The organism is Pseudomonas sp. GM49 (assembly GCF_000282355.1).
Lineage (GTDB): Bacteria > Pseudomonadota > Gammaproteobacteria > Pseudomonadales > Pseudomonadaceae > Aquipseudomonas.
On the sequence record NZ_AKJL01000286.1, the window covers coordinates 1 to 23,442 of the forward strand.

General features: G+C 60.1%; 26 protein-coding genes and 1 tRNA gene. 12 read left to right on the forward strand and 15 right to left on the reverse strand.

Annotated features, from left to right (window positions below):
• Positions 1–37: 37 nt before the first annotated feature.
• The 6 genes from PMI29_RS04275 to panM form a co-directional block, all read right to left on the reverse strand.
• Positions 38–439, reverse strand: a complete 402-nt coding sequence (locus PMI29_RS04275) for a hypothetical protein (RefSeq protein WP_008002896.1) — start codon at positions 437–439, stop codon at positions 38–40.
• 319 nt (positions 440–758) lie between these two features.
• A tRNA-Phe gene (locus PMI29_RS04270) sits at positions 759–834 on the reverse strand.
• 103 nt (positions 835–937) lie between these two features.
• Positions 938–1,210 (reverse strand): oxidative damage protection protein, encoded by a 273-nt coding sequence (locus PMI29_RS04265; protein WP_007989188.1) that lies wholly within the window; start codon positions 1,208–1,210, stop codon positions 938–940.
• Positions 1,207–2,274: an A/G-specific adenine glycosylase gene (gene mutY / locus PMI29_RS04260; protein WP_008002899.1), complete on the reverse strand. Its 1,068-nt coding sequence runs from the start codon at positions 2,272–2,274 to the stop codon at positions 1,207–1,209. The genes PMI29_RS04265 and mutY overlap by 4 nt, the downstream gene beginning before the upstream one ends.
• The gene (locus tag PMI29_RS04255) at positions 2,271–4,505 is read right to left on the reverse strand and encodes an AsmA family protein (protein ID WP_008002901.1); all 2,235 of its coding nucleotides are present in this window, start codon (positions 4,503–4,505) and stop codon (positions 2,271–2,273) included. The genes mutY and PMI29_RS04255 overlap by 4 nt, the downstream gene beginning before the upstream one ends.
• 78 nt (positions 4,506–4,583) lie before the next feature.
• Positions 4,584–4,988: an aspartate 1-decarboxylase autocleavage activator PanM gene (panM, locus tag PMI29_RS04250; protein ID WP_008002903.1), complete on the reverse strand. Its 405-nt coding sequence runs from the start codon at positions 4,986–4,988 to the stop codon at positions 4,584–4,586.
• 231 nt (positions 4,989–5,219) lie between these two features.
• Between panM and PMI29_RS04245 the strand changes: the two genes are divergently transcribed.
• The 7 genes from PMI29_RS04245 to PMI29_RS04215 all read left to right on the forward strand — a co-directional run bounded on the left by PMI29_RS04245 (position 5,220) and on the right by PMI29_RS04215 (position 11,065).
• Positions 5,220–6,884 carry an OFA family MFS transporter gene (locus PMI29_RS04245; RefSeq protein WP_008002905.1) on the forward strand — a complete coding sequence of 555 codons (1,665 nt, stop codon included), beginning with the start codon at positions 5,220–5,222 and terminating at the stop codon, positions 6,882–6,884.
• A 292-nt stretch (positions 6,885–7,176) separates the two neighbouring features.
• Positions 7,177–7,770 carry an imidazoleglycerol-phosphate dehydratase HisB gene (gene hisB / locus PMI29_RS04240; RefSeq protein ID WP_007939452.1) on the forward strand — a complete coding sequence of 198 codons (594 nt, stop codon included), beginning with the start codon at positions 7,177–7,179 and terminating at the stop codon, positions 7,768–7,770.
• Positions 7,770–8,408 (forward strand): imidazole glycerol phosphate synthase subunit HisH, encoded by a 639-nt coding sequence (gene hisH / locus PMI29_RS04235; RefSeq protein ID WP_007989198.1) that lies wholly within the window; start codon positions 7,770–7,772, stop codon positions 8,406–8,408. The genes hisB and hisH overlap by 1 nt, the downstream gene beginning before the upstream one ends.
• Entirely contained in the window at positions 8,409–8,666 is a 258-nt protein-coding gene (locus PMI29_RS04230) for a DUF2164 domain-containing protein (RefSeq protein ID WP_007989200.1), read from the forward strand.
• A gap of 42 nt (positions 8,667–8,708) precedes the next feature.
• Positions 8,709–9,446 carry a 1-(5-phosphoribosyl)-5-[(5-phosphoribosylamino)methylideneamino]imidazole-4-carboxamide isomerase gene (gene hisA, locus PMI29_RS04225; protein ID WP_007972753.1) on the forward strand — a complete coding sequence of 246 codons (738 nt, stop codon included), beginning with the start codon at positions 8,709–8,711 and terminating at the stop codon, positions 9,444–9,446.
• A gap of 10 nt (positions 9,447–9,456) precedes the next feature.
• The gene (gene hisF / locus PMI29_RS04220; RefSeq protein ID WP_007972752.1) at positions 9,457–10,227 is read left to right on the forward strand and encodes an imidazole glycerol phosphate synthase subunit HisF; all 771 of its coding nucleotides are present in this window, start codon (positions 9,457–9,459) and stop codon (positions 10,225–10,227) included.
• An 82-nt stretch (positions 10,228–10,309) separates the two neighbouring features.
• Positions 10,310–11,065 carry a substrate-binding periplasmic protein gene (locus PMI29_RS04215; protein WP_008002907.1) on the forward strand — a complete coding sequence of 252 codons (756 nt, stop codon included), beginning with the start codon at positions 10,310–10,312 and terminating at the stop codon, positions 11,063–11,065.
• Positions 11,066–11,209: 144 nt separating this feature from the next.
• Here the strand turns inward: PMI29_RS04215 and PMI29_RS04210 are convergent, their stop codons facing one another.
• The 4 genes from PMI29_RS04210 to gpmI all read right to left on the reverse strand — a co-directional run bounded on the left by PMI29_RS04210 (position 11,210) and on the right by gpmI (position 16,418).
• On the reverse strand, positions 11,210–11,986 hold the full coding sequence (locus PMI29_RS04210; protein WP_008002909.1) for a divergent polysaccharide deacetylase family protein: 777 nt from the start codon (positions 11,984–11,986) through the stop codon (positions 11,210–11,212).
• A 1-nt stretch (position 11,987) separates the two neighbouring features.
• Positions 11,988–13,307, reverse strand: a complete 1,320-nt coding sequence (locus PMI29_RS04205) for a S41 family peptidase (RefSeq protein WP_008002911.1) — start codon at positions 13,305–13,307, stop codon at positions 11,988–11,990.
• A 34-nt stretch (positions 13,308–13,341) separates the two neighbouring features.
• A complete protein-coding gene (locus tag PMI29_RS04200) occupies positions 13,342–14,637 on the reverse strand; it encodes a murein hydrolase activator EnvC family protein (protein ID WP_033052689.1) in 1,296 nt (431 codons plus the stop codon).
• 251 nt (positions 14,638–14,888) lie between these two features.
• Positions 14,889–16,418, reverse strand: a complete 1,530-nt coding sequence (gene gpmI, locus PMI29_RS04195; RefSeq protein ID WP_008002915.1) for a 2,3-bisphosphoglycerate-independent phosphoglycerate mutase — start codon at positions 16,416–16,418, stop codon at positions 14,889–14,891.
• 152 nt (positions 16,419–16,570) lie between these two features.
• Between gpmI and PMI29_RS04190 the strand changes: the two genes are divergently transcribed.
• Genes PMI29_RS04190 through secB form a run of 3 tightly spaced genes read left to right on the forward strand, consistent with a single transcriptional unit; the run spans position 16,571 to position 17,782 of the window.
• The gene (locus tag PMI29_RS04190; RefSeq protein WP_008002917.1) at positions 16,571–16,984 is read left to right on the forward strand and encodes a rhodanese-like domain-containing protein; all 414 of its coding nucleotides are present in this window, start codon (positions 16,571–16,573) and stop codon (positions 16,982–16,984) included.
• Between the two features lies 1 nt (position 16,985).
• The gene (gene grxC / locus PMI29_RS04185; RefSeq protein WP_008002919.1) at positions 16,986–17,240 is read left to right on the forward strand and encodes a glutaredoxin 3; all 255 of its coding nucleotides are present in this window, start codon (positions 16,986–16,988) and stop codon (positions 17,238–17,240) included.
• A gap of 56 nt (positions 17,241–17,296) precedes the next feature.
• Positions 17,297–17,782 carry a protein-export chaperone SecB gene (gene secB / locus PMI29_RS04180; RefSeq protein WP_007972740.1) on the forward strand — a complete coding sequence of 162 codons (486 nt, stop codon included), beginning with the start codon at positions 17,297–17,299 and terminating at the stop codon, positions 17,780–17,782.
• A gap of 116 nt (positions 17,783–17,898) precedes the next feature.
• Here the strand turns inward: secB and trmL are convergent, their stop codons facing one another.
• Positions 17,899–18,354, reverse strand: a complete 456-nt coding sequence (gene trmL / locus PMI29_RS04175) for a tRNA (uridine(34)/cytosine(34)/5-carboxymethylaminomethyluridine(34)-2'-O)-methyltransferase TrmL (protein ID WP_007989218.1) — start codon at positions 18,352–18,354, stop codon at positions 17,899–17,901.
• Here trmL and PMI29_RS04170 point away from each other — a divergent pair.
• On the forward strand, positions 18,353–18,793 hold the full coding sequence (locus tag PMI29_RS04170; RefSeq protein WP_033052685.1) for a hypothetical protein: 441 nt from the start codon (positions 18,353–18,355) through the stop codon (positions 18,791–18,793). The two genes, trmL and PMI29_RS04170, sit on opposite strands and share 2 nt — an antisense overlap.
• A 556-nt stretch (positions 18,794–19,349) precedes the next feature.
• Here the strand turns inward: PMI29_RS04170 and ntrC are convergent.
• Positions 19,350–20,786, reverse strand: coding sequence for a nitrogen regulation protein NR(I) (gene ntrC, locus PMI29_RS04165; protein WP_008002922.1), 1,437 nt, complete (start codon positions 20,784–20,786; stop codon positions 19,350–19,352).
• On the reverse strand, positions 20,783–21,868 hold the full coding sequence (gene glnL / locus PMI29_RS04160) for a nitrogen regulation protein NR(II) (RefSeq protein WP_008002923.1): 1,086 nt from the start codon (positions 21,866–21,868) through the stop codon (positions 20,783–20,785). The genes ntrC and glnL overlap by 4 nt, the downstream gene beginning before the upstream one ends.
• Before the next feature lie 23 nt (positions 21,869–21,891).
• On the opposite strand from glnL, the gene PMI29_RS32115 reads away from it, so the two are divergent.
• A complete protein-coding gene (locus tag PMI29_RS32115) occupies positions 21,892–22,050 on the forward strand; it encodes a hypothetical protein (protein ID WP_157221388.1) in 159 nt (52 codons plus the stop codon).
• A gap of 48 nt (positions 22,051–22,098) precedes the next feature.
• Here PMI29_RS32115 and PMI29_RS04155 read toward each other — a convergent pair whose 3' ends face one another.
• Complete coding sequence (locus PMI29_RS04155) at positions 22,099–22,719, reverse strand: DUF4124 domain-containing protein (RefSeq protein ID WP_008002925.1); 621 nt, start codon at positions 22,717–22,719, stop codon at positions 22,099–22,101.
• Positions 22,716–23,231 (reverse strand): DUF4124 domain-containing protein, encoded by a 516-nt coding sequence (locus PMI29_RS04150; protein ID WP_008002927.1) that lies wholly within the window; start codon positions 23,229–23,231, stop codon positions 22,716–22,718. The genes PMI29_RS04155 and PMI29_RS04150 overlap by 4 nt, the downstream gene beginning before the upstream one ends.
• Between the last annotated feature and the right edge of the window lie 211 nt (positions 23,232–23,442).

Consider the following 23,442-nt stretch of genomic DNA (forward strand, 5'->3'; position numbering starts at 1 on the left):
GCTGCTACAGATCGCATTACCGCTTAACTGACTGGCATTAAACCAAGGCCCGTCTGTTGTCTTTGATGACCATGGCCGATTCCCGGGTCAGCGTGTATTCGACCGGAGTTGCTTCACCCACGCCCTGGCAAAGTGCGGTGTAAGCCGTTTTCACAAAGGTCGAGGCGTCGTCATTGACCGAAAAACGATACGAGTTAAGGCCATCGGAATAGGCATCCAGCAGTTCGCATTGGTCTTTCGAAAACAAGAACTTTAATTCGGTGGCTGCCAGAGAGGCTTTGGACCTGGCTCCTGGTGCTTGAGGCCCGCCGATGGCGGTCAACTCTTCGGCGAATTTGTGCAGCAATGCTGACTGCCGAATATCAAAGCTGAAAGTTCTGATTTCTTGTTCAGTAAAAAGCTCAGCGGATTCGACGTCTGGTTTGATGGCGTCAGTCATTGCCTATATCTCTGTTGTGCATCTGCTCCCGGTTATGCGGCAGCTCCTCTTTCGATTCTGCACAAACTGAAGATCGGCGTATGTCATCCGTTTCCGTTAAAGCATACGGAGCGTTCTTACAGGCCAAATACTGCCAGGAAGAGGGTGATCTCCAATGTCGGAAGCTTTTCAGGACTCGGCCCCGGCAACCGTTGCGGATGCCTGTGGGTGCGGCGATAGGAGGTGGGAAATTGTCGCTTCGAAGGTCACCGGACCAGTGCCTGATCAAATAGCAGGCATAAAAAAACCCTGAATCTTGCGATTCAGGGTTTTCGGTATTTGGTGCCCAGAGACGGAATCGAACCGCCGACACGGGGATTTTCAATCCCCTGCTCTACCGACTGAGCTATCTGGGCAACGGGGCGCATTAAACGGGTTTTTCAGGGGGTCGTCAAGCAAGTTTTCAAAAAAATTTTAATTATTACCGTCGCTTACGTTCAGACCCCCGATAAATCGGGGTTATTCCGACGGCGGCACGTAGCCTTCGGCCTTGGCGTAATCCTCGCCGGAGAAGTACTTGTCCATCTCGCCCTGCAGATATTTGCGATCTTCGGCGTTCATCATGTTCAGGCGTTTTTCGTTGATCAGTAGGGTCTGGTGTTTCTGCCAGTCGGCCCAGGCCTTTTGCGAGACGTGGTCAAAAATGTCCTGGCCTTTGGCGCCCGGGAAGGGAGCGCGCTCCAGGCCTGGCAATTCTTCTTTGTACTTGCGGCACATGATGGTGCGGGTCATGACGACTCTCCTGCGTTCAATACGGCGGCCGCGCGTTCGAGCAAGGTTTTGACCGGGGCGGCAAGGCCCAGGCGCGGCGGGGTGGCGAGGTTATACCAGAGCCAGTCAGCCTCGGCCATGTGATGGCCGCTCTCCTGGACCTGAACCAGCCAGGGTTCGATGGATAACTGAAAATGGCTGAAGGTGTGCACCAGGCTCGGCATAGCCTGTTGGGTGCCCAGCTCTAGCGAGTGCTGCGCTGCCAGATGTTCCAGGTCGTCGAGTGCGTCGAGTTCCGGCAGGCTCCACAAACCGCCCCACAGGCCCGTGGAGGGGCGACGGTAAAGCAGGATGGCGCCTTCGGCGTTGGCAAGCATCGGCATCAGCGTGCGCTTTTGCGGGATGGCTTTGCGCGGCTTGGGGATCGGGTAACGGGTTTCCAGGCCGAGCATGTGCGCCTCACAGCCCTTTTCCAACGGGCACAGCAGGCAGCTCGGTTTGCTGCGAGTGCAGAGCGTGGCACCGAGGTCCATCATCGCTTGGGTGTAGGCGTTGACCCGGTCGTGCGGCGTGAAGCGCTCAGCGTTGGCCCAGAGCTGTTTCGCGACCTTCGGCTCGCCGGGGTAGCCCTCTTGCGCGGTAAAGCGCGCCAGTACCCGTTTGACGTTGCCATCGAGGATCGGCGCGCGCAGGCCCATGCTGATGCTGGCAATGGCGCCAGCGGTGGATAGGCCGATGCCCGGCAATTCAGTGAGTTTTTCCACATCCCGGGGAAATTCGCCGCCGTACTGCTCGACGACGATTTTCGCGGTCTTCTGCAAATTGCGCGCGCGGGTGTAATAACCCAGGCCCGTCCACAGATGCAGCACTTCGTCTTCCGGTGCCGCCGCCAGGGCTTCGACCGTTGGCAACGAGGCCATGAAGCGGTCGAAGTAGTTCAGCACCGTGCTGACCTGGGTTTGCTGCAACATGATTTCCGAGACCCACACCCGATACGGGTTGATGCCCTGCTGCCAGGGCAAATCATGACGGCCGTGGCGGTCGAACCAGTCCAGCACCGCCGTTGAAAACTGCTCGGCTCTCATCGCTTGAACAGCTCCTTGAGCGCGTCTTTGAGTTTCGGGTTGACCTTGTCGCCCCATTTCTCGTCGATTTTTTCGCTGATCCTGTCGCCAGCCAGTTTGGCCGCGACCTGGCTCATGCGGTCGTTATCCAAACGGCAAGCCTTGGCACCCAGTTCCAGCGGGCCGCGGCAGCGCAGTGGCCACTCGATGCCGACAAACTTGTCGCCGACCTGACAGGCCGGGTCCGGCATGGCGCTGGTATCGCCTTCGACGATGATGCCGACGCGGTAGTCCATGCCCAGCACTCGCAGATCGATGTCACCGTCACCGTTGACGGTCATGCCCGGGATGCGCACTTTCAGGTCCGGGTTGCTGGCCACGCCGTTACGCAAGGTCAGGTTACCCTTGAGCTCCTGGAACGGTGTGTCCTTGCCCCGGGGTTCGCCGCTGAGGGTTTTGCGGTTGAGCGTGGCGATGCCTTTGCACAGCTGTTGTTCAAGGTTGGCATTGAGCAGCACGCCATTGTTGATGACGAAACTGGCATTGCCATTAAGGGTTTCGATCAACGCTTTCTGGCTGTTGCCATTGCCGGTCAGGTTGCTGTTGAGCGTGACCAGGCCTTTGGCCGGCGGATTCTTGCCTTGGCTTTCGAGGATTTTTTCCAACGGCACACGGGTGATCTTCGTCTGCAGGTTCAGCGCCGGCACTGGCTGGCGCACATCCAGCGTGCCGGTGGTTTCGAAGTTGCCTTCGTACAGATCGCCGCGCAGGTTGGCCAGCGTCAGCAGGCCGCCCTGGCCGGTGGCCTTGAGCGCAGCGTTATGGATCGGCAGTTTTTGCAGGGTCAACTGGCCGAAGGTCAGGTCGGCGTCCACATCGAGCTTGCTCAAGCGTTCCACTGGCAACAGGCGCTCGCTACTCCACGCGTCCTTGGTCGGCGCGGGTGGTAACGGAGTGCTGCCGGCGCCGGCCATGGCATCGGCTTCGGTGCTGGCGACTTCGGCCTGACGCACTTGCGTCGTGCTATTGGCCTCGGCGGATTTCGGTGGCAGGTAACGGTCGACGTTGAAGGTGTCGGCCTTGAGCACTGCGCGCAGCGATTGCCTGGCGAAGTCTTCGACGGCAATGCGGCCGCTGAAGGTGCTGTCGTCGACTTTCAGGTTGATGCTGTCGAGCGCCAGGCTGGTCGGTGTCGCTGCCAATCGGCTGACCAGCTCGACTTTACTCAGGCTGCCTTCGGCCATGGCCGGGAGTTTCTGGCCGATGCTTTCGACGAATTTCGCCAGGTCGAACTGGGCAATCGAGATACCGCCGCTGACTTGTGGGGTCTTGTCGAGGTCGTTGACCTTCAGTTCACCCAGTGCCCGCAGTTGGTTGGCGGAGATCTTGATGCCGGTCCACTCGGCGACATTGGCGGCCTTGTCCAGCACCAGTTGGCCCTGGGCGGAGAACGTCATGGTCTTGCCTTGCAACGGGTCGCCAGTCACTTCACCGGACAATCTCATGTCTTCGAACTGATAGCGCTGCAGGGCACGTGCGATGCGCAGCTCACCATTGAGCTCGGTACGAACCCGCAGTGCCGGCTGGTTGGCGGACAGGAAAGCCGTGAGCTTGAGTGGAATGTTGACGGAGTCGTGAACCGCACCGGTGCTCAATTGAATACTTTCGGCGCTGAAGCTCTTGCCGGTTCGTTCGTCGGTGTATTCAACCCGCGCGTTGTTCACGGTCAGGCTGTCGATGTCCAGGCGGATCGGCTGGGGCGGTTTTTCCGCCGCGACGCTGGCTTCGGGTGCAGGTTCGATAGTGGCCGGCGGCGTGCTGGCCGCCGCGCCGGTGTTGGCCGTTGCAGGCACCTTGCCGATGTCCTCCCAGTTGCCGTGACCGTCCTTGTCGCGGTTCAGGCGCAGGTTCAGGCCTTCGACGCGCACGTCGCTCATCTGCACTTCACGGCGCAGCAGCGGCAGTACGCGCACCGACAGGCCGAGCATCTGCAAGTCGGCGTAGGGTTCGGTCGGTTTGACCATGGTCGCGACACTGGCGTCGTGCAGCTCCAGGCCCAGCCACGGGAACAGGCTCCAGCCGATATCGCCATTGAGCGTCAGCTCGATGTGGGCCTTGTCGCGGGCAATCTGGCGAATTTCGTCTTTGTAGTCGTTGGGATCGAAGAGGTGGGTCAGGGCAAAGCCCAGCGCCACAATGATCAGCAACAGCCCGAGAAGTACCAGACCCAGGATTTTGCCGAACGCTTTCATGGGCGAGTCCTTGTAATTAATCGAATTCAAAATTTAGCCGAGGAGTATAGCGCTCCGGAACGGACGACCGGTCAGCGATCACGCCGGCAGTACATCCAGCGGCAGTTTCAGCTTGGCGGCCAGTGCCTGAGCCTCCAGATGCCCGGCAGGCGCCAGCAGACGCAGGGTCATGCCCGATTGCGCGGCCATTTTTTGGGCTTCGGCAACCAGTCGCTCGGCAACACCACGGCGACGGGTAATTTTTCGCACACAAATTTGTGACAAGTGCCAGGCGTCTTGGTGCCTTTGCAAGCGGGCCGCGCCCAGCAGGCGATCATTGAAGCGTCCGGCGATCAGTGTGCCGTCGCGCAAACAGTCTTCGATCAACTGCGCGGCCCCGGAAAAAGGGGCGAACAGCCAGTCCGGGGCGTCGCAGTAGATCTTTTGCAGATCCTGCCGATCCTGGGCAGTGGCTTGGTTCAGCGGCTCGACAATGATCGGCATGGTGATTCCTGTGAGGTCATGAGGCGAGGGAGATCAGATGACGTACAAACGGTGATGTCAGTTTGGTTTTTCTGTCACTTGCAGATGGTAACCTTTGCCCGTTCGTCCGTCCTTCTGCGACCTGTTGTCGCACGACAAGGTGCTCCACCGAAAAAACGGTCATGCCTGCGTGCATAAAGGCCGGGAGTGAACTGTGGCTGGCGAACCATACTGATAATTGGGGGATACACAATGACCACGAGCATCACGGCGGACGGCTTCGGCGCCGACCAGCCTGCGTTCCTGTCCAAGGAGCGGATCATCGCCAAGCCCGGTTTCAACCGTTGGCTGGTGCCGCCGGCCGCGCTGGCCATCCACTTGTGCATCGGCATGGCCTACGGCTTTTCGGTGTTCTGGTTGCCGCTGTCAAAGGCGTTGGGCATCACGACTCCAGTGGCCTGCGCGCCAGACATGAGTTTTATCGCTCAGGTCTTTTCGTCCCAGTGTGACTGGCCGATCTCGATGCTCGGCTGGATCTACACCCTGTTCTTCATCTTCCTGGGTTGCTCGGCCGCCATTTGGGGCGGCTGGCTGGAACATGCCGGGCCGCGCAAGGCTGGCGTAGTGTCGGCATTGTGCTGGTGCGGCGGTCTGCTGATTTCGGCGCTGGGGGTGTATACCCACCAGATCTGGCTGATGTGGATCGGCTCCGGGGTCATCGGCGGTATCGGCCTGGGCCTGGGCTACATCTCGCCGGTGTCGACCCTGATCAAGTGGTTCCCGGACAAGCGCGGCATGGCCACCGGCATGGCGATCATGGGCTTCGGCGGCGGCGCAATGGTTGGTGCTCCACTGGCTGCGGCGCTGATGGGGCATTTCGCTTCGCCAACCAGCGTCGGTGTCTGGCAGAGCTTCCTGGTGATGGCCGCGATCTACTTCGTGTTCATGATCGGTGGCGCGCTGTCCTACCGCGTTCCGCCAACCGGCTGGAAGCCTGAAGGCTGGACCGCCCCGGCGAAAAAAGCCTCCAACGCGATGATTACCCATCGTCATGTTCACGTGAATGTGGCCTGGAAAACGCCGCAGTTCCGTCTGGTGTGGCTGGTGCTGTGTCTGAACGTATCGGCCGGTATTGGCATCCTCGGCATGGCGTCGCCGCTGTTGCAGGAAGTGTTCGGTGGCAAGTTGCTGGGCAATGACCTGGCGTTCGGCCAACTCGACGCTTCGCAACTGGCTTCGATTGCCGCCATCGCTGCCGGTTTCACCGGTTTGCTCAGTCTGTTCAACATCGGTGGCCGATTCTTCTGGGCTTCGTTCTCGGATTACCTGGGTCGCAAAAACACCTACTTCGTGTTCTTCGCCTTGGGCTTTGCCCTGTACGGACTGATTCCGAACCTCGGTCATCTGGGCAGCGTTGCGCTGTTCGTGGCGGCGTTCTGCGTCATCCTGTCGATGTACGGCGGTGGTTTCGCGACGGTTCCGGCGTATCTGGCGGACCTGTTCGGTACGCAAATGGTCGGTGCGATTCACGGCCGTCTGCTGACGGCGTGGGCTGCAGCCGGCGTGCTCGGTCCGGTGTTGGTGAACTACTTGCGTGAATATCAGCTGAGCGTCGGTGTCGAGCGTGCGGCGGCTTACGACATCACCCTGTACATCCTCGCCGGCCTGCTGGTGTTGGGTTTCCTGTGCAATCTGCTGGTGCGTCCGGTGGCGGACAAATACTTCATGACCGACGCAGAACTGGCCGCCGAACAGGCGCTGGGCCATGACAAAGGCGCTGACAGCAGCACCGTGCTGGAGTGGAAAGCCGCGCCGGGCACCAAGCCGCTGGCGATTGCCGCGTGGCTGGTGGTGGGCATTCCGCTGGCGTGGGGTGTGTGGGTGACCCTGCAGAAGACGGCGGTACTGTTTCACTAAGGTGTTCATGGGCTGACAACAGCCAGTCCTGAATAAACACCCATACTGTGGGAGCGAGCTTGCTCGCGATAGCGGTCTGACAGTCGACAGAAAGGTTGAATGTGAGGGCCCCATCGCGAGCAAGCTCGCTCCCACAGTTGTTTTATAGTGTGCCAAATGGCTTGTATGGACATGTCTATCGCCGACACCCCCGGATTCACTCCGTCAGGGATATCACCTCTCGTGTTTCTGTTTGGCGCCCGCAAGCCTATAATGGCTGCCTTTTTCGCCCAATGATTTTGCGGAGCTGGTGATGGCCGAACGTATGGCGTCTGTCGAGCGCGACACTCTGGAAACCCAGATCAAAGCCTCGATCAACCTCGATGGCACCGGAAAGGCCCGATTCGATATCGGTGTACCTTTTCTTGAGCACATGCTGGACCAGATCGCCCGTCACGGGCTGATCGACCTGGATATTGTCAGCAAGGGCGACCTGCATATCGATGACCACCACACCGTGGAAGACGTCGGTATCACCCTCGGCCAGGCCTTCACCAAAGCCATCGGCGACAAGAAAGGCATCCGTCGCTACGGCCACGCCTACGTGCCGCTCGATGAAGCGCTGTCGCGCGTGGTGATCGATTTCTCCGGCCGTCCCGGCCTGCAGATGCATGTTCCATACACCCGTGCCACCGTCGGCGGCTTCGACGTTGACCTGTTCCAGGAATTCTTCCAGGGCTTCGTCAACCACGCCAACGTCACCTTGCACATCGACAATCTGCGTGGGCATAACACCCACCACCAGATCGAAACAGTGTTCAAGGCTTTCGGCCGCGCCCTGCGCATGGCCGTCGAGCTCGATGACCGCATGGCCGGGCAAATGCCTTCGACCAAAGGCGTCCTGTAATGCAGACAGTCGCGGTTATCGATTACGGCATGGGCAACCTGCACTCGGTGGCCAAGGCCCTCGAGCACGTGGGTGCCGGCAAGGTGCTGATCACCAGCGATGCCAACGTGATTCGTGAAGCCGACCGGGTGGTTTTCCCTGGTGTTGGCGCCATTCGCGATTGCATGGCGGAGATCCGTCGCCTCGGTTTCGATTCGCTGGTGCGTGAAGTCAGCCAGGACCGTCCGTTCCTTGGCATCTGCGTGGGCATGCAAGCCTTGCTCGACACCAGCGAAGAGAACGACGGCGTCGACTGCATTGGCCTGTTCCCGGGCCAGGTGAAGTTCTTCGGCAAGGATCTGGTCGAGGACGGTGAGCACCTGAAAGTGCCGCACATGGGCTGGAACGAAGTGAAGCAGAAGGTCAGTCACCCGCTGTGGCACGACATTCCGGACCTGGCGCGGTTCTACTTCGTGCACAGCTACTACATCGCTGCCGCCAACGCGCGGCAGGTGGTGGGTGGCGGTCACTACGGTGTCGATTTCGCCGCGGCGCTGGCCGAAGGCTCGCGTTTCGCCGTGCAGTTCCACCCGGAGAAAAGCCATACCCATGGCCTGCAGTTGCTGCAGAACTTCGCTGCGTGGGACGGTCGCTGGTAAATGGCCGTCAAGAAGAAACCGCCGATCCTGACCCTCACTCCCGAGCAGGAGAGCGAGGCCAATCGCAAGATCAAGCGTTTCATGGAAGACCGCTTCGAACTCGACCTCGGCTCGTTCGAGGCGGCGGAGATTCTTGAGCTGTTTACCCGTGAAATTGCTCCGCACTATTACAACAGGGCGATTTTCGATGTGCAGGCGCACCTCAAAGAGAGGTTCGAAAGCATCGAAAGCGACTTGTGGGCGCTCGAAAAAAACTGATTTTCGAGCCAAGCTGAACATTCAATTCTGAAGGTTTGCCAGATGCTGATTATTCCCGCTATCGATCTTAAAGACGGTGCCTGTGTTCGTCTGCGCCAGGGCCGCATGGAAGATTCCACGGTGTTCTCCGATGACCCGGTGAGCATGGCTGCCAAGTGGGTGGAGGGCGGTTGCCGCCGTCTGCATCTGGTCGACCTGAACGGTGCGTTCGAAGGCCAGCCGGTCAACGGTGAAGTGGTCACCGCCATCGCCAAGCGCTACCCGAACTTGCCGATTCAGATCGGCGGCGGTATCCGTTCACTGGAAACCATCGAGCACTACGTGAAAGCGGGCGTGAGCTACGTGATCATCGGCACCAAGGCCGTGAAAGATCCGGCCTTCGTTGCCGAAGCCTGCCGCGCGTTCCCGGGCAAGGTGATTGTTGGCCTGGACGCCAAGGACGGTTTCGTCGCCACCGACGGCTGGGCTGAAATCAGCACCATTCAGGTGATCGACCTGGCCAAACAGTTCGAAGCCGACGGCGTCTCCGCCATCGTTTACACCGACATCGCCAAAGACGGCATGATGCAGGGCTGCAACGTGCCGTTCACCGCGGCGTTGGCTGCGGCGACAAAGATTCCGGTGATCGCTTCCGGCGGCATCCACAACCTGGGTGACATCAAGACCCTGCTCGACGCCAAGGCACCGGGCATCATCGGCGCCATTACCGGCCGTGCGATTTACGAAGGCACCCTCGATGTCGCTGAAGCGCAAGCTTTCTGCGATTCGTACAAAGGCTGAGGAAACGACCATGGCCCTGGCCAAACGCATCATCCCTTGCCTGGACGTGGACAACGGCCGGGTGGTCAAGGGTGTGAAATTCGAAAATATCCGCGACGCCGGTGACCCGGTGGAAATCGCCCGTCGCTACGACGAGCAAGGCGCCGACGAGATTACCTTTCTCGACATCACTGCCAGCGTCGACGGCCGCGACACTACGCTGCACACCGTCGAGCGCATGGCCAGCCAGGTGTTCATCCCGCTGACCGTGGGCGGTGGCGTGCGTACCGTGCAGGACATTCGCAACCTGCTCAATGCCGGCGCGGACAAGGTCTCGATCAACACCGCAGCGGTGTTCAACCCTGAGTTCGTCGGCGAAGCGGCGCAGCATTTCGGTTCGCAATGCATCGTGGTCGCGATCGACGCGAAAAAGGTTTCCGGGCCGGGCGAAACCCCGCGCTGGGAAATCTTCACCCACGGTGGACGCAAGCCAACCGGTCTCGACGCTGTCGAATGGGCGAAGAAAATGGAAGGCCTGGGTGCCGGTGAGATCCTGCTGACCAGCATGGACCAGGACGGCATGAAAAACGGTTTCGACCTGGGCGTCACCCGCGCCATCAGCGACGCGCTGGGCATTCCGGTGATCGCTTCCGGTGGCGTCGGCAACCTGCAACACCTGGCTGACGGCATTATCGAAGGCCACGCCAGCGCTGTACTGGCGGCGAGTATTTTCCACTTCGGCGAATACACGGTGCAGGAAGCCAAGGCTTACATGGCCCATCGCGGAATTGTGATGCGCTAAACGCCAAAAACGATACAGGCCAGTGGACACCATGGCGGGCCCAAGGCACTCTTGGGTACGCCATGGATTTCGGTAGCCAGACATGCTTAAACGCTTTCTTCTAGCCCTCGCCAGTGCTTCTCTGTTGTTCATCAGCGGAGCGCAAGCAGCAGACCGTCCCAATACCGATCTGGTGTTGCTGACGGAAAACTTCCCGCCGTACAACATGGCGAAGAATGGCAAGAATTTCGCGCAGGACGAAAACATCAATGGCATCGCCACGGACATCGTCCGCGAGATTTTCAAGCGCGCCAACATTACCTACAGCCTGACGCTGCGTTTTCCTTGGGAGCGGGTCTACAAACTCGCACTCGAAAACCCCGGATACGGCGCATTCGTCATGGCGCGGTTGCCGGATCGCGAGAAGCTATTCAAATGGGTCGGCCCAATTGGTCCGGACGACTGGATCATGCTGGCCAAGGCTGACAGCAAGATCACCCTCGAAACCTTGAATGACGCGCGCAAATACAAGATTGGTGCCTACAAGGGCGATGCGATCGCCGAGACCCTCGCCAAGCAAGGGCTCAATCCGGTCGTCGTACTGCGCGATCAGGACAACGCGAAGAAACTGGTCAACGGCCAGATCGATCTGTGGGCCACCGGCGATCCGGCCGGGCGCTACCTGGCGCGCCAGGAGGGGGTTATCGGATTGAAAACCGTGTTGCGTTTCAACAGTGCCGAACTGTACCTGGCGCTGAACAAGGACGTGCCGGATGAGACGGTGGCCAAGCTCCAGACGGCGCTGGATCAGATGCGCAAGGAAGGTGTGGTGGACGAGATTATGGGGCGGTATCTCTAACCCCCGACACCCCCATCAGCCATGCGCATATCACTGTGGGAGCGAGCTTGCTCGCGATGGCGTCGTGTCAGTCGACATCATTGTTGAATGACAGATCGCTATCGCGAGCAAGCTCGCTCCCACAGTGGTTCTGCGGTGTAGCTATTAGCGGTACACCCCATCCTTGCCATGCGCTACTGTCGCCCGATTACCGCGCACACTGATCATCTGCCGGATATCAATCCACTCGATCCCCTGGGCCCTGAGCTTGGGCAATTCGCGCTCCAGTACCGCCAATGTCTGTGGATACGGATGCCCGATCATCACCACTGAGCCCTGCTTGTGCGCAAGGCTGATCGCTATCTGCAACTGAGTGAAGATCGCAGCTTCAGTACGCTCATCGTCGAGGAACACGTCCCGCGAAACGCTGGCCAAACCGATCTTCTGCGCTTCGGCAGCGGCCACGGTCCGGGCGCTGGTGCGGCTGTCGACGAAGAACTTGTGCCGTCGTTGCAAGTCCGCCATCAACCAGGCCATCGCCGCTGGTTGTGCGGTCATGCGGCTGCCCATGTGATTGTTGATGCCGCTGGTGTACGGGACCATTTTGAACGCGGCATTCAGGCGCTTTTCCAGCTCATCGACCGGCAGCTCGGGATGCCAGGCGAACGGCCCGGTGGCCGGATCCATGGGCATGTGCAGGATGACGATCTTGCCGGCGCGATGGGCTTCGCGGGCGAATTCGGTGGCGTGGGGCGTGTCGGGCATGATCGCCGTGGTCACCGGGCCGGGCAGGGCCAGCACGCGACGATCCCGGGGCAGGTTCTGCCCCAGGTCATCGATGATCAGACTCAGGTAGGCTTTGTGGGGTGTCGATCCGGCGGGTTCTGCGTGAGCAACACCCGCCAGACAACACAACAGACCGATCAGCAACCGCAGAAGCATCTCAGCGGCCGGATGTGATGCTCAACCCTTTGAGCAGGCTCAGGGCCTGGGCCAGTTGGTAATCGTCGTCCTGCGGCATAGGTTTGGCTTTGCCGCCGGGGCCGGTCGGTTTGTCGGCGCCGCCGTTGCCATTGCCCAGGTGACCTTGCAGATCGGCTTCCTTGAAGTAGTCGCTGTCCTGCTCGCTGGTAATCTTGGCCTTGCGTACTTCGATGTCCGGCACGATGCCCAGGGCCTGGATCGAGCGGCCGTTCGGCGTGTAATACAACGCTGTGGTGATCTTCAGTGCGCGTTCATTGTTCAGCGGCAGCACGGTTTGCACCGAGCCCTTGCCGAAACTGGTGGTGCCCATCAGCACTGCACGTTTCTGATCCTGCAGGGCGCCGGCGACAATTTCCGAAGCCGAGGCGCTGCCGCCGTTGATCAGCACGACCATCGGCACGGCTTCGCTTTCGTCCTTGCCAGTGGCCGAGAAGCGCAGCTCCGAATTGGCGATGCGGCCCTTGGTGTAGACGATCAGGCCCTTGGTGATGAAGTGATCGACCACTTCCACCGCTGCCTGCAACACGCCACCCGGGTTGTTGCGCAGGTCGAGGATGATGCCTTTGAGCTTCTTGCCGTTGTCCTTGCGCAGCTTGGCCAGGGCCTTGGAAACCTCTTCGCCGGTCTTGACCTGGAACTGGGTGATACGGATGTAGCCGTAGCCGGATTCCAGCAACTGGCTCTTCACGCTCTTCACTTGAATGACGGCGCGGGCCAGGGTCACGTCGAACGGCGTGCCACCGTCGCGCACCAGGGTCAGGGTGATTTTCTGGCCGATCTTGCCGCGCATCTTGTCCACGGCTTCGGTCATGCTCTGGCCACGGGTGGGCTGGCCGTTGATCTTGACGATGAAGTCGCCGGCCTGAATGCCGGCCTTGGAAGCCGGAGTGTCGTCAATCGGCGACACCACTTTGATGAAGCCGTCTTCGGCACCGACTTCGATGCCCAGGCCGCCGAATTCGCCACTGGTGCTTTCCTGCAACTCGGCGAAATCTTCAGGGCCGAGGTAAGCGGAGTGCGGGTCGAGGTTGCTGAGCATGCCCTTGATGGCGTTTTCCAGCAGGGTCTTGTCGTCCACCGGTTCGACATAAGCGGCCTTGATCCGGTCCATCACCTCGGCAAAGGTGCGCAACTCGTCCAGCGGCAGTGGCGCCTTGGTGGTCGCAGCAGTGCCCGCAGGCGCAACCGCCGGGGCTGGTTGAGCGGCAAACGCCAGAGGCGCGCCGATCACCAGGGCGATCGTCAGGGCCAGCGAGGTAAGGCGGGACAAATGCAGCATGTCGAACGAACTCCTAATGTAGGTGACTCTACGCCTATCCTTGCGCGTGGCACCATTGCGCCGGGTCACTCGGGTGACCCTGCTGACGAATTGCGAAATACAGCGCTGGTGTGTCCTGCCCGCCACTGTTACCGACAGTGGAAATAGGTTCACCGGCTTTTACAACGTCACCCGCAGACTTGAGCAGCGTCTGGTTGTGACCGTACAGACTCAAGTACCCGTTGCCGTGGTCGAGAATCACCAGCAGCCCGGCGCCGCGCAACCAGTCGGCGAACACCACGCGACCACCGTGCACGGCATGTACCGCACTGCCGGCAGACGCGCCGATCATCACGCCATCCCACTTGGTCCGGGCATCGTCGCCACGGTTTTCACCGAAACGCGCCAACAGTCGACCATCGACAGGCCAGGGAAGTTTGCCGCGGGTTGATACAAACGGACCGCCAAAGGTCTCGCCGGAGCTGGAAACCAGTGCGCCAGGTGTCGACTTGACCGGTTTGCGCGGGGCGTCGTCGCTGGCATCTGCCAACGCCTGGGCCTCACGTAAACGCTTTTTTTCGGCTTCCTGCTGGGCAATCAGCGCTTTTTGCCGCGCTTCTTCTGCCTCACGGGCCTGGCGGGCCAGGGTTTCCTCAATGGTTTTAAGGACTTTAGACAGGTCCGCCTGATCCTGCTCGCGTGCCGCCAGCTTCTGATCGCGAGCCTTTACGTCGTCATTGAGTTTGGCCAGGACTTGCTGGCGTTCCTTGCGGACTTTTTCGAGCTCGTCACGCTGGGTGTCGAGGCTGCTTTGCTGCACCAACAGTTGCGCCTGCTGCATGGCGATGTCTTTCTCGACATTGGACAGTTGGCGCAGGGTTTCGTTGAAATTCTTCAACTGCTCCAGGCGAGCCTGGCTCAGGTAGTCGTAATAGGTGAGGGTACGGGCGAATCTTTCCGGATTCTGCTGGTTGAGCAGCAGCTTGAGGTATTCCTGGCGACCGTTCTGGTAGGCCGCCCGGGCCTGAATGGCGATCAGTCGTTGCTGTTCAGTGCGCGCGCTCTGGAGTTTTTTTTTCTCCGCATCGAGCCGCTGCAACTCGGCTTCGCTTTTCTTCAGCTCTTTCTGCAGGGCTTCGACCTGCTTCTCGAGTTTGCCCATTTCGGTTTCGGTGCCCTTGAGCTCTTTCTGCACACCGGATTTTTCTTCCTGCAGCTTGCCCAACAGTTTCTTCAGCTCGGCAATGTCCTGACGCGTGGCGTCCAACTGTTGTTGGGTATCTGCGCGCTCGTCAGCAAAGGCCGGTTGGAGCAGGCATGTCAGGGCTAGGGCTATCAGGACGCGAAGCATAGGGGCGGGCGGCACCAGGGAAAGGGACGGCCTAGTATGCCCGCCATGGGCGGCAAAAAAAATGCCCATTTCTGACTGTGTGATAACTGGAGCGAGCGGCAGACTGAATTCCATTTCGAAAACTCCATAAACCATTGTGGGAGCGAGCTTGCTCGCGATGGCATCCGATCATTCAACATAGATGTTGGCTGTCAGATTGCTATCGCGAGCAAGCTCGCTCCCACAGGTTTTGTTGCGTTTTGGAGATCCAATCAGACCAGAATCGAAGTCCCGGTCATTTCCGCCGGTTGTTCCAGGCCCAGCAACTTCAGCATGGTGGGTGCCACGTCCGCCAGCACGCCGCCTTCGCGGACTTTCAAGTCGCGCTTGCCGACATAGATGAACGGCACCGGCTCGGTGGTGTGCGCAGTGTGCGCCTGGCCAGTGGTTTCATCGGACATTTGCTCGACGTTGCCGTGGTCGGCGGTGATCAAGGCTTCGCCGCCGACTTTTTCCAGGGCATCGACGATGCGGCCCACGCACAAGTCCAGGCATTCAACCGCCTTGACCGCCGCTTCGAACACTCCGCTGTGACCGACCATGTCGCCGTTGGCGTAGTTGACCACGATCACGTCATAACGCTGGTTTTCGATGGCGTCGACGATGCGGTCGGTGACTTCCGGTGCGCTCATTTCCGGCTGCAAGTCATAGGTAGCGACTTTCGGCGACGGAATCAGAATGCGTTCTTCGCCCGGGAACGGTTCTTCGCGACCGCCGGAGAAGAAGAAGGTCACGTGGGCATATTTTTCGGTTTCGGCAATACGCAGCTGGGTCTTGCCGTTTTTCGCCAGGTAGTCGCCCAGCACGTTTTCCAGGCTGCCGGCAGCGAAAGCCGACGGCGCAGGGATGCTGGCGGCGTATTGGGTCAGCATGACGAAACCGGCCAGTTTCGGCTTGCGGGCACGCTCGAACTCACTGAAGTTGTCTTCGACGAACACGCGGGTCAGCTCGCGGGCGCGGTCGGCGCGGAAGTTCATGAACACCACGGCATCGCCGTCTTCGACTTTTACCGGCTCACCGATGGAGGTGGCTTTGACGAATTCGTCGCTCTCACCGCGCTCGTATGCCGCTTGCAGGCCTTCCTGAGCGGTGGCGGCGTTGAATTCGCCCTGGCCATCGACAATCAGGTTGTAGGCCTGGGACACGCGGTCCCAACGGTTGTCGCGGTCCATGGCGTAGTAACGGCCGATCAGGCTGGCGATCCGGCCTTTGCCCAGGGCCTGGAAGGTTGCATCGAGCAGTTCGATCGACGATTGCGCGCTTTTCGGCGGGGTATCGCGACCGTCGAGGAAAGCGTGCAGGTAGATGTTTTGAGCGCCGCGCTTGAACGCCAGCTCGGCCATGGCGACCAGGTGATCCTGGTGGCTATGCACGCCGCCATCGGACAGCAGGCCCATGAAATGCACGGCTTTGCCGGCGGCGACGGCTTTGTCCACGGCAGCGCAGATGGTCGGGTTCTCGAAGAACTCGCCGTCGCGGATCGATTTGGTGACGCGAGTGAAGTCCTGATACACCACGCGGCCGGCGCCCAGGTTCATGTGGCCGACTTCGGAGTTGCCCATCTGGCCGTCCGGCAGACCGACGTCCATGCCGCTGCCCGAGATCAGGCCGTTTGGCACGGTGGCCCACAGACGATCCAGTACAGGCTTCTTCGCCGCGAAAATGGCGTTGGATTCGGGGTTGTCGCTGTGACCGAAGCCGTCGAGAATCATCAGGACCAAAGGTTTAGGCGTGGTAGTCATGGAATTCGCTCTGGCTTAAGTAAAAAGGGGCGATGGAAAAGGGAGTCGCAGTTTAAAGCGAAGTTCCGGCCGCGTCACCGCCGGACGGGGTTTGGCCCACCATAGTGGCTGTGTATACTGGCCGACATTTTAACGCCCTGGAACCTCCTTCGATGGTTGCTCACCTGATTGAATTCGCCACTAACCACTACATTCTCGTCGGTATCTTCGTCGTACTGCTGGCGTTGCTGATTGCCTATCAAATGCAGGGCGGCGGCCGTAGCCTGAGCACCGGCGAACTGACCGGCCTGGTCAACAAGGACGCTGGCGTGGTGATCGACATTCGTCCGAGCAAGGATTTCGCCGCCGGTCACATTGTCGGTGCGGTGAACATTCCCCAGGACAAACTGGCTGCCCGCGTTGGCGAACTGGAAAAGCACAAGGCCAAGACCATCATCCTGGTCGATGCCATGGGCCAGACCGCCGGCACCCACGCCCGCGAATTGATGAAATCCGGCTTCACTGCCGCCAAGCTGTCCGGCGGTATCTCCAGCTGGAAAGCCGACAATCTGCCGCTGGTGAAGTGATATGAATAGCGTCGTCGTCTATTCCAGCGATTACTGCCCTTACTGCTCGCGAGCCAAATACCTGCTCGAGAACAAAGGCGTGGCCTTCGAAGAGATCAAGGTCGATGGCAAGCCGCAGGTGCGCGCCGCGATGGCCCAGAAAGCCGGACGTACGTCCGTGCCGCAAATCTGGATCGGCAGCACCCACGTGGGCGGTTGTGATGATTTGTTCGCCCTGGAGCGCGCCGGCAAGCTCGACGCGTTGCTCAGGGCCTGACGGCAAAACCCCAAACAAGCAAACCTAAAAGAACCCTGGATCAAGAAGGATCTGCGATGACTGACCAACAGAACACTGCTGCGAACGAAGAAGAAACTGCACCGCAATTCTCCTTGCAGCGCATTTATGTGCGTGACCTGTCCTTCGAAGCTCCGAAAAGCCCGGCGATCTTCCGCCAGCAGTGGGAGCCGAGCGTCGCCCTGGATCTGAACACCCGTCAAAAGACGCTGGAATCCGACTTCCACGAAGTCGTGCTGACTTTGTCGGTGACCGTGAAAAACGGTGACGAAGTGGCGTTCATCGCCGAAGTGCAGCAGGCCGGGATCTTCCTGATCAAGAATCTGGATGACGCTTCGATGAGCCACACCCTGGGTGCGTTCTGCCCGAACATCCTGTTCCCGTACGCTCGCGAAACCCTGGACAGCCTGGTGACCCGCGGTTCGTTCCCGGCACTGATGCTGGCTCCGGTGAACTTCGATGCGCTGTACGCGCAAGAGCTGCAACGCATGCAGGCTGCCGGCGAGACTCCAACCGTTCAGTAAAAGCGTTTCAATACTGTGGGAGCGAGCTTGCTCGCGATGAGGTCACCAGTTTCAACATCAATGTTGACTGATGCACCGCCATCGCGAGCAAGCGCGCTCCCACATTTTTTTGGGTGTTATTTAAAGCCGTTTTGACGCCACGCTTCGTACACGGCCACTGCGACAGTGTTCGACAGGTTCAGGCTACGGCAGCCTTCGCGCATCGGCAGGCGCAGGCGTTGTTCGGCGGGCAGGGCATCAAGCACCTCGGCGGGCAGGCCACGGCTTTCCGGGCCGAACAGGAACGCGTCGCCCGGGGCGAAGCTGGCATCGTGGAACGGCCGCGAGCCTTTGGTGGTGAATGCGAACACCCGCGGGTGACCGAGGCTTTCCAGGCAGCTGGCCAGGTCCGCATGGCGTTGCAGAGTGGCATACTCGTGGTAGTCGAGACCGGCCCGGCGCAGGCGCTTGTCGTCCATCTCGAAGCCCAGCGGTTCGATCAAATGCAGGTGGCAGCCACTGTTGGCGCACAGCCTGATAACGTTGCCGGTATTCGGCGGAATTTCTGGTTGGAAAAGGATGACGTGAAACATGCACGGCTCCGAAGGTAAAGATGACGCGCATTCTACGCCGCCAGAAGGCGTGCGTTCGAAACTATTCCTGCGGGTAATGGGCTCGCTGGCGATTGTCGGGATGATGGTCGGGATGATGATCGGTCGCCTGACCGCGCCAGACCCCAGTCAGTTGCAGCAGGTTGAAGTGACAAGCGATGGGCTGGTGGTGTGGTTCAACAACGAGCCCGAGACCCACGGCGAAATGGTGGATGGCAGTGTCGCGCTGCTGTTTGGCGCCGAGGGCAAGGCGCAGAAAGGCCAGCTCAAGCTCGGCGGCAAGGACGTGAACTGGCGGGTACGTTTGAGCGATGGGGGGTTGTTGCTGACACTGGTGGCGGCCCGGCCCCTGCAGGGCGAGTGGGCCGGTAGCGAGGTCGATGACCGCTGGCGGCTGGAGATCCATCTCCGGGAGCAATAAAAGAGGGAATCCCCGGCCTGCCTGTACCAAGGTTCCCGAAACGGGAGGCTCGTCGCGAGTGCGGTATGAGCCTGGTGTAAAGAAGGAACCCCTGACCTGCCTGTATCAAGGGCCCCAAAACGGTCGGGCTCGTCGCGGGTGCGGTGTGAGCCCTGTGTAAAGAGGGGAATCCCCGGCCTGCCTGTACCAAGGTCCCCGAAACCGGGTAGGTGAACTGATTCACTTGAAAGGGTTATTGCAGGGGGCGTGCCAGGTTTTCATATGTGCTAACAGAAAATTCTGAAGTAACACTCAAGGCCCCGTAATTCGGGGCTTTGGTGTTTTTTGGGGGGGAGTTTTGCGGCAGATGGAGGCGGTGTTTCGATTCAGCTTTCGTGCGCGATTGCGGTTCACGGTGCATTCAGTCGGTGCATTGATGGCTCTGAAAACATCGCGAGCAAGCTCGCTCCCACAGGGTTTGATGGTGTCTACACGATAGTGAAAACGCCGAAAAACCACTGTGGGAGCGAGCTTGCTCGCGATTGGGCCTAACGATCAGCGAATAACTACAGGCTGTTTAGCCCTCATCCCCCTCATCATCATCCCCGCCATCTACCTTCATCCCCAATTCCTTGATCTTGCGCGTCAGGGTGTTGCGCCCCCAACCCAGCAACACGGCGGCATCGCGGCGGCGGCCGGCGGTGTGTTTGAGGGCGGTCTCGATCATGATCCGCTCGAAGGCCGGCACGGCGCTGTCGAGCAGGCTCGACTGGCCGCGGGCCAGCGCCTGATCGGCCCACTGGCGCAGGGCTTGCTCCCAGTTGGTCACGGGTGCCGAATCCTGCGGCAGGCTCAGCAGCTCCGGCGGCAGGTCGCCGATGTGTACTTCACGACCCGACGCCATCACCGTGATCCAGCGGCAGGTGTTCTCCAGCTGTCGCACGTTGCCGGGCCACGGCAGGTTCTTCAGGTATTCCTCGGTTTCGCTTTTCAGCAGCTTCGGCTCGACGGCCAGTTCTTGCGCGGCGCGGCTGAGGAAATGCTTGGCCAGGGTCGGGATGTCTTCGCGACGGTCCGACAGGCGCGGGATATGGATGCGGATCACATTCAGACGATGGAACAAGTCCTCACGGAATTTCCCGGCATGCACCAGGGTTTCCAGGTTCTGGTGGGTCGCAGCAATGATGCGCACATCGACCTTCACCGGCACATGGCCGCCGACGCGGTAGAACTCGCCATCGGCCAGTACACGCAGCAATCGGGTCTGGGTATCGGCCGGCATGTCGCCGATTTCATCGAGGAACAGCGTGCCGCCGTCGGCCTGTTCAAAACGCCCTCGACGCAGGTTGGCCGCGCCAGTGAACGCGCCTTTCTCGTGGCCGAACAGTTCGGACTCCATCAGGTCTTTTGGAATCGCCGCCATGTTCAGCGCGATGAACGGCGAAGCCGCCCGCGGGCTGTGGCGGTGCAGGGCGTGGGCCACCAGTTCTTTACCGGTACCGGACTCGCCGTTGATCAGCACGGTGATGTTGGAGTGGCTCAGGCGGCCGATGGCGCGAAACACCTCCTGCATCGCCGGCGCTTCACCAATGATTTCCGGCGTGCGGGTCAGTGCCGGGGCGACTTCCAGGCCCTGTTGTTCCTGGGCGTGCTGGTTGGCGCGTTTGACCAGGGAGACCGCTTCGTCGACATCGAACGGCTTGGGCAGGTACTCGAAGGCGCCGCCCTGATAGGACGCGACAGCGCTGTCCAGATCGGAGTGAGCGGTCATGATGATGACCGGCAGCCGGGGGTGCTGCTCGCGAATCCGCGCCAGAAGGTCCAGGCCGCTGGCGCCGGGCATGCGGATGTCGGAAATGATCACATCCGGCTGCTGGCGCGCCAGGCGACTCATCACGCCATCGGCGCTGTCGAAGCTTTGCGTGGTCATGCCTTCCTGCTGCAGGGCTTTTTCCAGGACCCAACGGATAGAACGGTCGTCATCGACGATCCACACGGTTTCACTACGGCTCATGTCGATGTGGCTCCTTGTTCCAGTGGCAGAAAGATCGAGAAAGTGGTGTGGCCGGGGTGGCTGTCACATTCGATCAGGCCCTGGTGCTGGCTGATGATGTTCTGGGTAATGGCCAGGCCCAGCCCGGTACCGTCCGGACGACCGCTGACCATGGGAAAGAAGATGGTTTCCTGAAGCTCCGCAGGAATGCCCGGGCCGTTGTCGATGATCTCGATCTTGGTCACCAGACGATGGCGCACGTGGCCTATGGTGAACTGGCGCATGGTGCGGGTGCGCAGGCTGATGCGCCCCAGGCGCAGCTCGTTCTGGCTGCTGATGGCCTGCATGGCGTTGCGCACGATGTTCAGGACCGCCTGAATCATTTGCTCGCGGTCGATCAGCACGTCCGGAATGCTTGGATCGTAGTCGCGCACCAAGGTGATGCAGCCCTGGCTTTCGGCCTCTACGAGGTGGCAGACGCGCTCCAGCACTTCGTGGACATTGCACTGGGCCAGTGACGGCAACTTGTTGGAGCCGAGCATGCGATCCACCAGGTTACGCAGGCGGTCGGCTTCTTCGATGATGACGTTGGTGTAGTCGCGCAGGCTTTCTTCCGGCAGTTCCCGGGCCAGCAATTGTGCTGCGCCGCGAATCCCGCCTAGCGGGTTCTTGATTTCATGGGCAAGGCCGCGCACCAGCATCTTGCTGGTTTCCTGCTTGGACAGCTGTGCTTCTTCCTTGGTGATCCGCAGCAAGCGGTCGCGGGGGTGGACTTCGAGCAGCAGCATCGTGTCGCCGTTGCTCAGAATCGGCGTTACCGCGTAGTCGACGGTCAGGGTCTGGCCGGTGAGGGCGGTGAGCATGGCTTCGCGCTTGGTGAACGGGTGCGCTTGTTCGACGGCCTGGCGCAAGGAGTTCAACGCTTCGGTCGATTCGGTAAACAACTCACTGATGAACTGCCCGTGGCTGCGCTGACCGCTGATGGCCAGCAGCATCTCCGCCGCTGGGTTCATGTACTCGAGGCGCAGTTCGGCGTCGAGCAGGATGGTGGCGGTGGTGAGGTTGTCGAGTAGCAAACGGTGGAGTGCGTCGCTAATGGTCATCGGGACCTCTTTTAGAGCAGGGCATGCGCAAGAAAAAAGCGCTGGTACGGGCAAAATGCAAAAACCAAACCAAGGCTCCGAAAAGAAGCGTTCAGCGCCTGAAACAGGCGTTTGACGCTCGTTTGCGTGGCGTTCTGCCGGCTTTTTCGGGTACTTTCGAACCAAAATGGGTTGGAATGTGAGTACGGTGCAAGCAATTGCACCAATATAGTGCGCAAACCTGAACGAGGTTAGAAAAGTCGCAGGAAAGGATTTTTTTCTTCGGCGGGTTTGTCGCCGGGCGGGCATTCCGGCCGCTGGCCGTAGTCTTCGAGAGTGCAGGGTTTGATCTTGCGCTTCTGGGCGAGAGACGTGCGCTGCATGTGGAAGGGTTGGCTGGCGGTGCGTTCGACGATGCGCCCCTGTTCGTCAAGGATTTCCACGGACAGGGTATGGCTGCCGCGATCGATGTTGCTCAACGGGAACACCGGGCTCGGGCCAGGTTCGGCGGTGGGCTGGCCGTCGAGCAGCAATCGGTAGCGATGACCCCGCTGCAGGCCTGGTTCGCTGGTGACGCTGACGATGATTTCACCGGCGTTGCTGCGGATGGTCGCGTCGGGTTCCGGAACCAGGATGCGCACCAGATCATAGTGGAACGGCGCTTTTACTTCGGGACTGTCTTCTGCACTCAACGGCGCTGCACTTGTGGGGTTGGCCGCCATTCGATTGCTCTTTACCAGTGGTACACGCGTGGCGTTGCCGGGTTTGGGTTGGTCGGTGAAAACCCGATTACCTTGGGGGTCAACGTAAGTAAAGACCTGCGCCGACGTGGGTAGCGCAATGAAGCAGGCGATCAGCAGCCAGGCCTTCAAGGCGTGTGTACTCGTTGCACGGTGAAAGTTGTGGTGGGGCTCTGCTGCACAATGTTTTCGCCATCGATCACTTGCACGGCGAGGCGGTGTTCGCCGCGATCGATGTTCACCATTTGCAGGATCGGCACATTGCCTGGCTGGCCGTAGGGCTGACCGTCCAGCAGCAGGCGCAACAGGTGCGGGCCTTGCAGGCGCGGCTTGATCAGTACCGTTACGGTGAACGTGCCGTTGTTGGCGCGCAAGGCTTCGGTGGTCGGCAGGCCTGTCAGCTCAAGCACTTCATAGGTCTTGTGGGGCTGTTCATTGCGCACGGCTTCGGCAGCAGGTGCAGCTTCGCCGGGAGGCTGGTATTCGACGCTGTTGAGGGGCGGCAAGTCGACCGGTTGGGCGCTGACGCCGTCAGGCGGTTGATTGCTGTACGCGGTGGCGCCGTTGGCGTCCGTGTATTTGTAGATCTGCGCCGTGGCGGGCAGGGCGATCAGCAACAGGATGAAGAGAAAACCACGACCCATGGAATCGACCGGAAACGAAAGCGTTGGGTTGCAGCATAGGTCAGGTGTGGCGGTTGTCCCAAGCAGCTAAACATATGGATATGGTTTGCGAGATATTCCAAGCGCCACAAGTCCCTGTGGGAGCGGCGGTGCGACGATTCGACTTGCTCGCGAAGACGTCAGTACACTCAACATCTGCTTATCAGACAGACCGCTTTCGCGGGCAAGCCCG

Bases quoted from the DNA above. Each gene is read 5' to 3' on its own strand.
- PMI29_RS04245 (WP_008002905.1), top strand. From the start codon at position 5,220: ATGACCACGAGCATCACGGCGGACGGCTTCGGCGCCGACCAGCCTGCG.
- trmL (WP_007989218.1), bottom strand. From the start codon at position 18,354: ATGTTTCACGTCATCCTTTTCCAACCAGAAATTCCGCCGAATACCGGC.
- grxC (WP_008002919.1), top strand. From the start codon at position 16,986: ATGAATAGCGTCGTCGTCTATTCCAGCGATTACTGCCCTTACTGCTCG.
- secB (WP_007972740.1), top strand. From the start codon at position 17,297: ATGACTGACCAACAGAACACTGCTGCGAACGAAGAAGAAACTGCACCG.
- PMI29_RS04210 (WP_008002909.1), bottom strand. From the start codon at position 11,986: ATGCTTCTGCGGTTGCTGATCGGTCTGTTGTGTTGTCTGGCGGGTGTT.
- PMI29_RS04190 (WP_008002917.1), top strand. From the start codon at position 16,571: ATGGTTGCTCACCTGATTGAATTCGCCACTAACCACTACATTCTCGTC.
- ntrC (WP_008002922.1), bottom strand. From the start codon at position 20,786: ATGAGCCGTAGTGAAACCGTGTGGATCGTCGATGACGACCGTTCTATC.
- PMI29_RS04255 (WP_008002901.1), bottom strand. From the start codon at position 4,505: ATGAAAGCGTTCGGCAAAATCCTGGGTCTGGTACTTCTCGGGCTGTTG.
- PMI29_RS04230 (WP_007989200.1), top strand. From the start codon at position 8,409: ATGGCCGTCAAGAAGAAACCGCCGATCCTGACCCTCACTCCCGAGCAG.
- hisA (WP_007972753.1), top strand. From the start codon at position 8,709: ATGCTGATTATTCCCGCTATCGATCTTAAAGACGGTGCCTGTGTTCGT.
- PMI29_RS04170 (WP_033052685.1), top strand. From the start codon at position 18,353: ATGCACGGCTCCGAAGGTAAAGATGACGCGCATTCTACGCCGCCAGAA.
- hisB (WP_007939452.1), top strand. From the start codon at position 7,177: ATGGCCGAACGTATGGCGTCTGTCGAGCGCGACACTCTGGAAACCCAG.
- PMI29_RS32115 (WP_157221388.1), top strand. From the start codon at position 21,892: ATGCGCAAGAAAAAAGCGCTGGTACGGGCAAAATGCAAAAACCAAACC.
- glnL (WP_008002923.1), bottom strand. From the start codon at position 21,868: ATGACCATTAGCGACGCACTCCACCGTTTGCTACTCGACAACCTCACC.
- PMI29_RS04265 (WP_007989188.1), bottom strand. From the start codon at position 1,210: ATGACCCGCACCATCATGTGCCGCAAGTACAAAGAAGAATTGCCAGGC.
- hisH (WP_007989198.1), top strand. From the start codon at position 7,770: ATGCAGACAGTCGCGGTTATCGATTACGGCATGGGCAACCTGCACTCG.
- panM (WP_008002903.1), bottom strand. From the start codon at position 4,988: ATGCCGATCATTGTCGAGCCGCTGAACCAAGCCACTGCCCAGGATCGG.
- PMI29_RS04150 (WP_008002927.1), bottom strand. From the start codon at position 23,231: ATGGGTCGTGGTTTTCTCTTCATCCTGTTGCTGATCGCCCTGCCCGCC.
- PMI29_RS04275 (WP_008002896.1), bottom strand. From the start codon at position 439: ATGACTGACGCCATCAAACCAGACGTCGAATCCGCTGAGCTTTTTACT.
- PMI29_RS04215 (WP_008002907.1), top strand. From the start codon at position 10,310: ATGCTTAAACGCTTTCTTCTAGCCCTCGCCAGTGCTTCTCTGTTGTTC.
- PMI29_RS04200 (WP_033052689.1), bottom strand. From the start codon at position 14,637: ATGCTTCGCGTCCTGATAGCCCTAGCCCTGACATGCCTGCTCCAACCG.
- mutY (WP_008002899.1), bottom strand. From the start codon at position 2,274: ATGAGAGCCGAGCAGTTTTCAACGGCGGTGCTGGACTGGTTCGACCGC.
- hisF (WP_007972752.1), top strand. From the start codon at position 9,457: ATGGCCCTGGCCAAACGCATCATCCCTTGCCTGGACGTGGACAACGGC.
- PMI29_RS04205 (WP_008002911.1), bottom strand. From the start codon at position 13,307: ATGCTGCATTTGTCCCGCCTTACCTCGCTGGCCCTGACGATCGCCCTG.
- gpmI (WP_008002915.1), bottom strand. From the start codon at position 16,418: ATGACTACCACGCCTAAACCTTTGGTCCTGATGATTCTCGACGGCTTC.